Source organism: Tautonia plasticadhaerens, assembly GCF_007752535.1.
Taxonomy (GTDB): Bacteria; Planctomycetota; Planctomycetia; order Isosphaerales; family Isosphaeraceae; genus Tautonia; species Tautonia plasticadhaerens.
In genome coordinates this window covers 42,600-54,574 of sequence record NZ_CP036429.1, presented here as the reverse complement: position 1 = coordinate 54,574, position 11,975 = coordinate 42,600, and the positions used below count along the sequence as shown (strand labels likewise).

Annotated in this window: 10 protein-coding genes and 1 pseudogene; 7 read left to right on the top strand and 4 right to left on the bottom strand. The window is 73.8% G+C overall.

Annotated features, from left to right (window positions below; translation table 11 throughout):
* Positions 1–935, bottom strand: a pseudogene (locus ElP_RS39170) (hypothetical protein); the annotation flags it as partial.
* 533 nt (positions 936–1,468) lie between these two features.
* Positions 1,469–2,299, bottom strand: a complete 831-nt coding sequence (locus ElP_RS36390) for a PDDEXK family nuclease (protein ID WP_145279720.1) — start codon at positions 2,297–2,299, stop codon at positions 1,469–1,471.
* A 248-nt stretch (positions 2,300–2,547) separates the two neighbouring features.
* On the opposite strand from ElP_RS36390, the gene ElP_RS36385 reads away from it, so the two are divergent.
* The 5 genes from ElP_RS36385 (at position 2,548) to ElP_RS39150 (ending at position 6,459) form a co-directional block, all read left to right on the top strand.
* The gene (locus ElP_RS36385) at positions 2,548–3,018 is read left to right on the top strand and encodes an excisionase family DNA-binding protein (RefSeq protein ID WP_231749943.1); all 471 of its coding nucleotides are present in this window, start codon (positions 2,548–2,550) and stop codon (positions 3,016–3,018) included.
* 79 nt (positions 3,019–3,097) lie between these two features.
* Positions 3,098–3,274 carry a hypothetical protein gene (locus ElP_RS39165; RefSeq protein WP_197447213.1) on the top strand — a complete coding sequence of 59 codons (177 nt, stop codon included), beginning with the start codon at positions 3,098–3,100 and terminating at the stop codon, positions 3,272–3,274.
* Positions 3,275–3,655: 381 nt separating this feature from the next.
* A complete protein-coding gene (locus ElP_RS39160) occupies positions 3,656–4,228 on the top strand; it encodes a hypothetical protein (RefSeq protein WP_197447221.1) in 573 nt (190 codons plus the stop codon).
* 300 nt (positions 4,229–4,528) lie between these two features.
* Positions 4,529–4,936 (top strand): hypothetical protein, encoded by a 408-nt coding sequence (locus ElP_RS39155; protein ID WP_197447220.1) that lies wholly within the window; start codon positions 4,529–4,531, stop codon positions 4,934–4,936.
* A 1,244-nt stretch (positions 4,937–6,180) separates the two neighbouring features.
* Entirely contained in the window at positions 6,181–6,459 is a 279-nt protein-coding gene (locus ElP_RS39150; RefSeq protein WP_197447219.1) for a hypothetical protein, read from the top strand.
* A 318-nt stretch (positions 6,460–6,777) separates the two neighbouring features.
* On the opposite strand, the gene ElP_RS36375 is transcribed toward ElP_RS39150, so the two are convergent.
* Positions 6,778–6,960: a hypothetical protein gene (locus ElP_RS36375; RefSeq protein ID WP_145279718.1), complete on the bottom strand. Its 183-nt coding sequence runs from the start codon at positions 6,958–6,960 to the stop codon at positions 6,778–6,780.
* 288 nt (positions 6,961–7,248) lie between these two features.
* Positions 7,249–7,380, bottom strand: a complete 132-nt coding sequence (locus ElP_RS40890; protein WP_261344475.1) for a hypothetical protein — start codon at positions 7,378–7,380, stop codon at positions 7,249–7,251.
* 576 nt (positions 7,381–7,956) lie between these two features.
* Here ElP_RS40890 and ElP_RS36370 point away from each other — a divergent pair.
* Together ElP_RS36370 and ElP_RS36360 are read left to right on the top strand one after the other, a co-directional pair.
* Positions 7,957–8,904, top strand: a complete 948-nt coding sequence (locus ElP_RS36370; RefSeq protein ID WP_145279717.1) for a DUF5996 family protein — start codon at positions 7,957–7,959, stop codon at positions 8,902–8,904.
* 559 nt (positions 8,905–9,463) lie between these two features.
* Complete coding sequence (locus ElP_RS36360) at positions 9,464–11,956, top strand: serine/threonine-protein kinase (protein ID WP_197447212.1); 2,493 nt, start codon at positions 9,464–9,466, stop codon at positions 11,954–11,956.
* The last annotated feature ends 19 nt before the right edge of the window (positions 11,957–11,975 follow it).

Below are 11,975 nucleotides of genomic sequence, written 5' to 3'. Positions count from 1 at the left end.
CGCAGTAGGTCGCCAGCACGCCGCCGGGCCGGAGCACCCGGGCGGCGAGGCCCCCAGGTCGGCCCACTGGCCGTCCTCGACCCAGGCCCGGGAGTACGGCGGGTCGGTCCAGATCGCATCGACGGTCGCGTCACCGATCCGCCCGCCCAGGTCCTGGAACCTCCCCGCCAGGACGCCGGGCTTGCCCTTTGCTGCGACGACCCGGGCGTCGGCCTGCTCCCGCCGCCGGCCCAGCAGGAGCTTCTCGGCGGCCCTCGGGAGAGTTCCCGGCCGGGGGCGTCCTCGCCGAGGGCGTTGAGCAGCTCGGCGGCCCGGGAGGCGGTGACGGGCGTGGTGGCGTAGATGGCGGTCGGGCGGCGGAACGTCTTCCCATTCGCGGATGTGAAACTCCCTACCGGACGGCATCGTCCGGTTGACGAGAACTCACGTCTCCACACGCCGATCGTCGAGTGGGCGAGGCCGAAGATCGAGGCCAGCAGCCGGTCGCTCTGCGGCTTGCGCCTCATCTCGGCCAGTACGAGCCCCTTTAGGGTGGACCGGTCCATCTGCCGGCGGAGGCAGTTGGCCCGCAGACGGTGGTGCCGGCGGTCCTCCTCGGTGTCCAGCCCGGTGACCACCCGCCTCGGGTAGTGGCGGATCCCGAGTTCCCGGCAGATCATGACCCTGGCCCGCCCGTCCAGGACCTCCTCGGTGGCGGCGTCGATCTCGACGGGGACCTGGACCCCCCGCTTGCGGATACCTTCCCTCAGCGACTCATGCCCGTCGGCACTCAGCTCGGGGAGGACATCCGGCGAGGGGTTCGATCCGGGACGCGCCGGGGCATCCTGCTCGGCGTCGGGGGCCGGCCCGCTCCGAGACGACACGCCATCGGCGAGCTGACCCTTCTTCGGAGGCCCGCCGTCCCGGCCCGGCTTCTTCTTCGCGGCGATCACCATCGTAGGTCTCCGGTGGGTTCGGGCTGCCCCGAGGACGACCCGGCCTCCCGGCTCGATCGGCCCGACTCGCGGAGGGAGGGGGGAGGTGCCCTCGCCGTCCCGCCGTCGGGTCGCCCGGCCGCTCGGAGATGGTCCCGGCCCTGGTCCGTCGGGTCCCGGCCCCGGTCGGCCCGGCGACCCCGCGACGAGGACCATGTTGCCGGATCGCCGACGAGGCGGTCCAGACCCGCCGGGTCATCCCCGGGGGAGGAGCCGTCGACTCGTCGGAGGGGGCGTGAGGGTCCGGCCCCCGTCCCCCTGCCCCGGCCGTCGGGTCGCCCGGCCGCGCGCCGTCCTCAGCGGCACGGGGGCGCCGGCAGCAGGTCGTCGACGACCGGCGAGGTCCGCAGGCCTCCCGGCCGCGCCACGGGAATCGTCCGGCCGGGGCCGTAGGCCTGGCGGCGGCGGTAGCCCGGCGCGCCGCCCCGGGTCGGGTCGGTGACGGCCTCGATCCGCCCGGCGGGCGCGGCCGGCGGCGGCCATGCGGTCCGGGCTCAGGCGGGGCGGTTGGCCAGGTCCTCGCGGGCCCAACGCCGGGTCGCCTGCCCCCAGCGGTCGTCGTCCGGCGCATCCGACGTCGCCAGCACGGGCATCACGTCGGCCGCCCACAGGCCCGGCACGACATCGGATCGCCCCTGCTCGTCATACCGGCCGTCGCGGCCGAGCCGGAGGATGCACACCGCCTGGCCGTCGCAGCGCCACAGCTCCGGCACGCCCAGGCCGGCGTACAGCCGCTCGACATCGACCAGGGGTCGTCCGAGGGCGACCTCGATGGCCAGGTCCGGCGGCGGGTGCACGCCGAGGTCGACGGCCGGCACCCGCCGACTCGGGCCGCGGTCGACGTGGGCGACGTAGAAGGCGACCTCGGCGATCTTGCCACGGGCGGCGTCGGGCCGTGCCAGCGTCACTCGCCCGGTCCCGAAGGACGGCACGCCCGTGGCCTTCAAACCGACGAGATCGAGCCGCCCAGTGCGAGGGGCGGGCGAGGGCGCATCAGCCCCGTTTCGAGCCAGGCGTTTGGTGGGGTTGCCGCCGAGGGCGGTGAGGCGGCCGAAGAGGGCGTGGTCGACGCCTCGGAGCCTGATGCGGTCCTCGGCACCTTCGGAGGGGGGCGGTGCCGGTGGCATCTCGGCGATCGACTCGCGCGTGGGGAAGCTCAGCAGCTCCATGTCGCCGTCGAGCCAGGCGAGCCGGGGGATGCGCTTGGGGCCGCGGGGGAGGGCGAGGATCCGGTCGATGAGATCCTCGTCGACGCCGCGCACCAGGATGCGGGTCTCCGGCTGGTCGGCCGGCGGCGGATCCCTCGGGTCGGTTCGGGTGGCCATGATGCTCCTCGGTTCGGCGTCGAGCGATCGAGCGACTCCCGGCGATGTCCGCGCCCGGCTGGCGGAGGCCATCTCGCAGCTCGCCCGTGACGGGGACATTTGTCCAGTAGGACGTCACCAAGGACGGCGTTGCAGACAGTTCCCAACGCGCGAGGATGGGGGGCCGGGCGGCTTCGACTATTTCGAGTATTGCGTCCGTTGCGCGGATCCTCTACAATCGACCCGGGAGCCGATCCCCGTCCCCGGAGGTGGACCATGGCCCGCCGCAGCCCATCGAAGACCCCGGCCACCGCGCGGCCGGCGAGGATGACCGCCTCCTCGCCGCCGAGGCCAGCCGCCGCCTGGCCGCGCCGCACGATCGACAGGCCCGCTTGCAGTTCGGGGCCGCCGGCCGCGACGCCGAGGTCGTCGACCTGCCCGCCGCCGCCCTGCCGCTGCTCCGCCAGCTCCTGGACGGCATCGCTGCCGGCGAGCCGGTGGCCGTCGTCGCCGGCGACGACGAGCTGTCTACCCAGCAGGCCGCCGACCTGCTGGGCGTCTCCCGGCCCTTCCTGGTCGGCCTGCTGGAGCGCGGCGCCATGCCGTTTCGCAAGGTCGGCGCCCACCGCCGCGTCCGGGCGTGCGACCTGGACCACTACCGTCGCCGGGAGGACGCCGAGCGGCTCAAGGCCCTCGGCGAGCTGTCCGCCCAGGCCCAGGAGCTGGGGCTGGGCTACTGATGAGCCCGCCGGTGGTCGTCTTCGACGTCTGCGTCCTCGACCCGGCGCCGCCGGCCTCTTCGATGCCGAGCCGGAGGGGGTGATCGCCGCAGTGTGGACTCAGCAGGCGCAGTTGAAGAGCCCGCCGGTGGGTGTCGAGGAGCTGCTGGGGACGCTGCACCGGCAGGACCTGGCGGTGACGGCGGCCCGGCTGCGGGCGGAGGCCGATCGCCTCGGAACGTTGTCCCGGGGGTTCGCCTCCTGCCTTGGATGGTGAGGTCGTCTCGCCATCCCGGGTGCGGTCGACCGCCGCCACGCCCCGGGAGCCTCACCTCCCATGGGGCGATCCCGGAGGGATCGACACGGTCTCGGGCGGGATGACCGCCCGGGTGGGCAAGTCGTGCGACAGCAATCCCATGCGATCATCCGGACGTCCACCCCGCCGGACATTAATGAAGGAAGACGAGTCGGCCTCATCACGTTCGAATAGCAAGTTTCGCGCCCCTGATCATCACAGTAAATTTTCCCGTGATGTGTCGCCCGGCCGCCGGGGAATCCGACTCGGGTGGCGTCGCGGGGGTTCCCCGTCGACCATCACCCCGCCGGATCGTCGGCCCGTGGCCGGGCCGCTCACCGACCTCCCCGAGAGCCTGACACCATGAGAAACCCCTGCCCCGAGGGTCCGCGGCGACCCCGACGGGCCCTCGTCTGCATCGAGCCGCTCGAATCCCGGGCGCTGCTCTCGACCGTGATGGCCCCGTTCGCCTCCTTCCGGGGGCGGATCGACGGCCCGCGGGGCGCCCCGATCGAAGTCCGGGCGGGTCCGGGCGACTTCGGCCTCGCCGCCGGGGGACGGGTCATCCTCCGGGTCGAGGCCCGGGCCGCCGGCGACGGCACGCTCGACCCCGGGGCGACCCGGGTCGAGTCGCCGACCCCCGGAGGGGCGTGGACACTGACCCGCCGGGCCGACGCCCCCGGGGGCTCGGCCGGCGTCACGGTCGCCTCCGTCCGCCCCGGCGCCCTGCGGCTCCGCCCGGCCGCGGAGGGCGGGACGTCGGGCGACTTCGAGCTGGACGTCTCCCTCGCGGGGGACGTCGACGGCGACGGCCGCGTCGATCGGCCCGACCTGCTCGCCATCCGGGGGCGCCGGGGCGTCCGCCCTCCTCCCCGGGCGAGGCGGGCGGGGCCGACGTCAACGGCGACGGCCGGGTCGGGCTGCTCGACCTGCTGATCGCCTCCCGGAACTTCGGGGCCACCACCGACCTCGGCCCCTGGAGGACTCCGCCGGCATCGACCCGGCGGCGGACCCGGACGGCGACGGCCGGGTGGACGCCGACGAGGTCGACCTCGTCGGCCGGACCGCCCCGGGGGCCTCCGTCCGGCTGGACCTCGGGGGCGACGGGTCGTTCGAGCAGGAGCTGACGGCCGACGCCGATGGCCGATACCGGTTCACCGTCCCCTGGGCCGGGGCCAATGTGTTCGCGGTCGAGGCGGCCGACACCTTCGGCCAGGTCGCCGAGGCCGGATCACCGTGGATCGGGGCGCGGACGCCCCCCGCGTCTCGGCCTCCTTCGACTTCTCGGAGGGGGAGGGGCTGGGAGCCGGCTTTGCCGAACTGCCCTCGAGCCGGACGAGGCCTACGAGCTGGAGTCCGGGATCCGCCCCTGCGTCCGAACTGGGCACTGACGGGACGGGCTACCTGCTCCAGGGCCACAACCGATCCGACGATGTCTTCATGTTCCTGAAGCGGAGCCTCGGGGCGGCCGACGGCGTCGTGCCCGGCCAGGCCTACGAGGTGAGGTTCACCATCAGGTTCGCCTCCGACGCCCCGAGCGGGGTTCGGGATCGGCGGCTCGCCCGGCGAGTCGGTCACCCTGAAGGCCGGCCCGGGGCGGAGGAACCGGTGGCCGTCCCGCAGGACGACGGCTCCCTGGGTTGAACTGGACAAGGGCAACCAGACCGTCGGCGCCCGGCGGCCTCGGTGGCGGGCACCATCGCCAACGGGGAGGAGCCGGTCGAGTCCGGCCCGCAGCCGTACGCCCGGTGACGGTGGAGCACACCCACACGGTCCCCGCCCGGGCCGACTCCGATGGCGACCTCTGGCTGCTCTCGGCACCGACTCGGGCTTCGAGGGCCTCACTGCGATCTACTACCGGCAGATCGACGTGGAACTCGTCCCGTCTCGGGGTGATGCCCCGCCCTGCCTCGGTGTCATGACCACCCCGCCCCCGCGACTCTCCGGGGGCGGGGCCCGGCGGATCGGGCCGGACGCCGGCCGATCGCCCGAGACCCCGCTCGCCGATCGGATCGGCGAGGACGGGCCAGATGCGCCCGGGGGTCGCCGCCCGGCCCGATCCGAGGGTCGCGAGGGGCCGCGATCGCGGCCCGGGGCCGGGCTCGTACGCACGATCGTCCGCAAGGATCCGCAATCGACGGAGCATGCCATGCCTCTCCTCAGGACGGACATCCTCGGCCGGGGACGACCGCGTCCGGCGCGAGCCGGCCGGCGTCGGTCGGCGCTCGGCTTCGACCGGATGGAGCCCCGGGCCTGCTGAGCACCCTCACCGTCACCAGCGACCTCGACTCGGGGCCGGGCTCGCTCCGGCAGGCGATCGTCGACGCCGAGGACGGCGACACGATCGCCTTCGACGAGGCGCTCGCCGGCCGGGCCATCGTGCTGGCCGGCGGCGAGCTGGTCCTCGACGAGGACCTCACGATCGTCGGCCTGGGCGCCGACCTGCTGGCCGTCGACGGGGCGGGCCGGTCTCGGGCCTTCCGGGTGACCGCGGGCGCCGAGGTCACGATCGAGGACCTGGCGATCATCAACGGGGCCGCCGGGGTCGGCGGCGGGATCCTCGTCGACGGGGGCGCATTGACGCTCGTCGATTCGCTGCTGGGCGGCAACCGGGCCGTCGGCGGCGAGCCCGGGGCCGACGGCCTGGGCGGGGCCGTCGCCGTCATGGGCGAGGGCGCCTCGCTGGCCGTCGACACGAGCACCTTCCTCTTCAACCGGGCCGAGGGCGCCCGGGGCCCGGACGGCGGCGATGACTTCTCCAACGGCACGGGGGGCTCCGGGCTGGGGGGCGCCATCTTCGCCGGGGCGGGCACGACACCCGCGTCGTCGACGGGTTCTTCGGGGGCAACCTCGCCCTCGGGGGCCGGGGCGGCGACGGCGGGACGGGGGTGGCCAACGGCTTCGGCGGGCTCGGCGGGGGCGGCGGCATCGCGGTCGTCGGCGCCGGGGCCTCGCTGGTCGTCGAGGGGGGCCAGTTCATCGACTCCGAGGCGCGGGGCGGCGACGGCGGGGCCGGGGCCGACCTGGCCAACGGGATCGGCGGCCAGGGGGCCGGCGGCGCCATCCGGGTCTTCGGGGACTTCGGCGAGGCGTCGCTGGAGGTCGAGGGGACTCGTTCCTCAACTGCCGGGCCATCGGCGGCGACGGCATCGACGGCGGCCCGCTGACGGCCCAGAACGGCGACGGCGGCTCGGGCACGGGGGGCGCCGTCGACGCCCAGGGCGCGGCCGTCACCCTGACCAACGGCGAGTTCCTCGGCAACGAGGCCGTCGGGGGCGCCGGTGGCGAGGGCGAGGACGGCGCCTTGCGGGCCGGCCAGGGGGGGATCGCCCTCGGGGCGCCGTGCTGACGGCGACCGGATCGCTGACGGTCTCCGGAGGCGTCTTCGAGGGGAACCGCGCCCTCGGCGGCGGGGGCGGCGCCGGCGGGCGCGGCACCGACGGCGGCCTCGGCGGCGAGGGCTGGGCCGGGGCCCTCTTCTCGGACTACATGGAGGTGACGATCGCCGGCGCCGAGCTGATCCGCAACGAGGCCCTCGGCGGTGCCGGCGGGCTGGGCGGCCTCGGCGGCGACGGGGGGATCGGCGGCGAGGCCCGGGGCGGGGCCCTGCTGGTGAGCGGGTCGGTCAGCGGCCCGATGACGGTCTCGTCCTCGTCCTTCGTCCGCAACCGGGCCGTCGGCGGCCGGGGCGGTGACGGCGGCCGGGGCGGCGACGGCGGCCTCGGCGGCGATTCGACCGGCGGCGGGCTCTATTACCAGGGGACCGACCAGGCGCCCCTCTCCCCTGATCGACGCCGCCCTGGAGAACAACGAGGCCGTCGGGGGCGACGGGGCGACGGCGGTCGTGCGGGCGACGGCGGCGACGGGGGCACGGCCCGGGGCGGCGGCCTCGCAGCCTTCGGGCCGCCCCGGCTCAAGCCGCTCGACGACGGCGACGACGACGGGGACGACTTCCCCTACGGCCGGGTGAGGATCGAGGGGAGCCTCGTCCGGTCGACCTCGCCGGCGGCGGCGGCGGGGGCGACGGCGGCCTGGCGGGCGACGGTGGGGACGGCGGCGACGCCCTCGGCGGCGGCCTCTTCGTCCACGAGGACGCGAAGCTCCGGGCGGTCGACACCCTCATCACCGCCAACGTCTCCGGGCGTGGCCTCTTCGGCTACGGCGGCCACGGCGGCCGGGCCGGCACCTACGGCGAGGGCGCCGGCGGCGGCCTCTCCCTCGGCGGGCCGGGCTCTTGCCTCGGCGAGGACACCAAGGTGGCCGCCAACGTCGCGAGCGATCGCGACCCGGAGATCTCGGGACCGATCGGGATGTGCTCCTGAGCGGGATCCGGCCGCCCGCGGCCCGGCCACGGGCCGCGGGCGAGCCGGCATGGGTGTGCCGGCCGCGGCCGGTCCGCGACGTCGACTCCGAGGGCGTGGAGGGGCTTCAGGAGCCGGGGCAGTCTGGTGCGACCGGAGGAGACTGCCCATCGACCGGGTCCGTTCGACGTCACGTCGTGCGCCGGCGGAGCTGACCCGTCGGCCGAGCCTGGACCCCAACCAGGCCGAGCGATAGGCTGTGGTGGTTCGGATCACCCTCGGTCGGCTGTCGGTCTCCGGCCGCGTTGTGCCGGCGCCCCCTCTCACGAGACGGCCATCCCATCCATCCCGAGACCAGACCGCATGGATCACCAGCCCCGGTCCCTGAGTTCCGATTGGCCCGCCCTGCCTTATCGGGACTGGGCGACGACCGCCTCGGCCCTCCACCTCTGGACCCAGGTCGTCGGCAAGATCCGCCTGGTCCAGGCCCCCTGGACCAACCACTCCTGGCACGTCCCGCTGTACCTGTCGGCCCGGGGCCTGACGACCTCGCCGATCCCCTACGGCGGGGCCATCTTCGAGCTAACCTTCGACTTCCTCGACCAGGAGTTGGTGATCCAGTCGGCGGCCGGCGATCGGCGTGCCGTCCCGCTGCGGAGCCAGTCCGTGGCGGAGTTCTACCGGGCGGTGATGGACGGGACCCGTGCGATCGGGGTCGACGTGCCCATCTCTACCGTGCCGAGCGAGCTGGCCGACGGCATCCCCTTCGAGGAGGACACCGAGCACCGGGAATACGACCCCCGGGCCGCGACGAGGTTCTGGCGGGCTCTGCTCCAGATGGACCGGGTCTTCAAGGAGTTCCGGGCGCGGTTCATCGGCAAGGCCAGTCCGGTGCATTTCTTCTGGGGCAGCTTCGACCTGGCCGTCACGCGGTTCTCCGGCCGGGCCGCGCCGCCGCACCCGGCGGGCATCCCGAACCTCCCGGACTGGGTCGCCCGGGAGGCCTACTCGCACGAGGTCAGCAGCGCCGGGTTCTGGCCGGGGGGCCCGTCGAGCGACGCGGTGTTCTACTCGTACGCCTACCCGCCTCCCGACGGCTTCGCCGCCGCCCCCGTCCGCCCGGCCGGAGCCCGTTGGGATGATCAGCTCGGGGAGTTCGTGCTCCCCTACGAGGCGGTCCGGACCTCGACCTCGCCGGACGAGACGCTGCTGGAGTTCCTCCAGAGCACCTATGAGGCGGCCGCCGACCGGGCCTCCTGGGACCGAGCGGGGCTGGAGCGTGTCCTGCCGCCCCTCAATCGACACGGCTGAGGGGGGTCGCGATCAGCCCGGTGGGCACGACTGCCTCGGACGCCGCACCGGGTCAGCAGGAGTCCGGGTTTGGGAGATCAGGTCGGCCGGCGTCTCATGGCGGACGCCGGTCACTGTGGGTCGGGATGCCGCCGGCGTCCTTGAGTCGCCCCGGGGCCGCGACGCGGCCCCGGTCGCGGCGAGGGGCCGCAGCCGCCCCCCAGATGTACCGGGAGACGCAAGGGAAGTCGATGAGCCGGAAGACGGCGTGCCGCTCGAGGTCCCGGGGCCTGGCATCACGTGAGGGGCGTGCTGTACGGATGGGGTCATCCGAGCCGCCGCGGCGCGACGTCCGACCACCGTTGGGTCGCAGCCATCGGACGGCCAGTGAGGACCGCTCACCGATGACCTCGTTTTCTGCCCGCAGAGACGCAGTCTGCGCCAGGACGAGGGGGCGGGCCGTCGCGGATGCGTCCGTCGAGCCGTCATGCGATAATCCAGGCGGTGTGTGGTCACCGGGACCCGGCCCCGAGGGCGGGGTCGGACGGGCCGGGCGGCCGGCACCGATCGGAGCCGCGCCATGGCCGCCGCCGACCGCGACCTCCTCTTCGGCCTGCTCGCCCTCCAGAATGGGCTGATCGACCAAGGCCAGCTGGTTGCCGCCTTCCAGGCCTGGACGCGCGACAAGGCCCGCTCGCTGGCCGAGCACCTGATCGACCGCGGCGACCTCGACGCTGAGGCACGCTCGGGCGTCGAGGCGATGGTCGCCCTGCACCTGAAGCAACACGCCAGCGACGCGGAGAAGAGCCTCGCCTCGCTGCCCGTCGGACGCTCCACCCGCGAGCGGCTCGAGGCCCTCAAGGACCCGGACCTGACGGCCACCATCGCCCACGTCGGCAGCGGCTCCGGCCCCTCCGAGGCCGACGCCGAGGCCACGACGACCTTCGCCGTCGGCTCGACCACTGCCGACGGCCAGCGCTTCCGTGTCCTGCGGCCGCACGCCCGCGGCGGCCTAGGGGCGGTCTTCGTGGCGCTGGACGGGGAGCTCAACCGCGAGGTGGCGCTGAAGCGCATCCTCGACCACCACGCCGACGACCCGACCAGCCGCCAGCGCTTTCTGCTGGAGGCCGAGATCACCGGGGGCCTGGAGCACCCGGGCATCGTCCCGGTCTACGGCCTGGGCGCGCATGCCGACGGCCGCCCCTACTACGCCATGCGGCTCATCCGCGGCGACAGCCTCAAGGACGCCATCGAGCGGTTCTATTCCGACGGGCGGGCGGAGGCCGATGCCGGCGTCCGGTCGCTGGCCTTGCGCAAGTTGCTGCGTCGGTTCCTGGACGTCTGCAACGCCATCGGGTACGCCCACAGCCGGGGCGTGCTGCACCGGGACATCAAGCCGGGCAACGTCGTCGTCGGCAAGCACGGCGAGACCCTGGTCGTCGACTGGGGCCTGGCCAAGCCGACCGGCCGGTCGGACCCATCGTCGTGTGAGAGAACGCTGATGCCGTTCTCAGCCAGCGGCTCGGCCGAGACGCTGCCCGGCAGCGCCCTGGGTACGCCGGCCTACATGAGCCCCGAGCAGGCCGCCGGCGACCTGGACCAGTTCGGACCGGCCATTGACGTCTACTCGCTCGGCGCCACGCTCTATTGCCTACTCACGGGCAAGGCCCCGTTCGAGGGGGATGATCCCGGCGCCGTCCTCCGGCGCGTGCAGCAGGGCGACTTTCCGCCACCACGTCAGCTCGACCCGTCGACCGACAAGGCCTTGGAAGCCGTCTGCCTGAAGGCCATGGCCTTGAATCCAGCGGATCGCTATCCGACGGCCCGGGCCCTGGCCGAGGACCTCGACCGCTGGCTGGCCGACGAGCCGGTGACGGCCTGGCGCGAATCGATCTCCCTCCGGGCACGGCGGTGGGCGCGGCGGAATCGCACGGTGGCGGCGGCCGCGACCGTGGCGCTGGTCGTCGGTCTGGTCGGGTTGGCGGCCGTCGCGGCCGTCCAGGCGCGGGCCAACGGCCAGCTGCGGCTGGCCAACTGGGCGACGAACCTGGCGTTGGTGGCCACCAGGAAGGCGCAGGCCGAGACCGCCGCGGCACTGGATCAGTCGGAGGAATCCCGCGAGCAGGCCGAGGCGGCCGTCGACTTCCTGGTGGAAGCGTTCCGCAGTCCGGACCCCTGGCTGGACGGTCGTCAGGTGAAGATCGCTGACGTCCTCGACCGGGCCGCTGAGCGGCTCGATAAGGAATTCGCCGGCTCCCAGGTAACCCGGGGGAAGCTGCTCGACGCGCTGGGTCTGACGTTCCAGGGGCTGGGCCTGTATGTCAAGGCAGTGGACCTCCACTCGAAGGCACGCGATGCCTGCGTGTCCGCTTTGGGCCCCCAGGATCCATACACCCTACTCGTCTGCAACAATCTTGCCCATGCCTATATATTCGCAGGGCGTCTGGACGAGGCGATCCCCCTGACCGAAACGACGCTGGCAGTCCGAGAGGAGAAATTCGGCCCGGAGCACGAGGACACGCTCGTCAGCCGCGCAAATCTTGCGCTGGCCTACCAGATGACCGGACGGACGGCCGAGTCAATCCCCTTGTTCAGGGGGACGCTCAAGACCATGGAATCAACGCTGGGCCCCGATCACGACGGCACGCTGGCCGTCCGCAACGATCTGGCCAATGCCCTCATGGTCGCCGGAATCACCGAGGAGGCGGCCCGATTGTTTAGGTTGACGCTCGAACTCCGGGAGGCGAAGCGCGGGCCTGACCACCCGGATACGCTCGTCAGCCGCGCGAACCTCGCCTGGGCCTACCAGGAGACCGGACGGACGGCCGAGGCGATCCCGCTGTACGAGGAGACCCTCGAGACGATGGAAGCGAAGCCGGACTTGGGCCCCGACCACCACTACACCCTCTGGTGCCGCTCCAGCCTCGCCACGGCATTCGCGTCGGTCCGGAACTGGGAAACGGCCGAGCGCCTGTTCCAAGAAACGGTGGATCGGCGCCGCAGCGTCGATAAGCCGGACAGTCCCTTCCTGGCGGGTGACCTCGCCGAACTCGGACGACTCTTGCTCCGGTAGGAAAAGTGGTCGGAGGCCG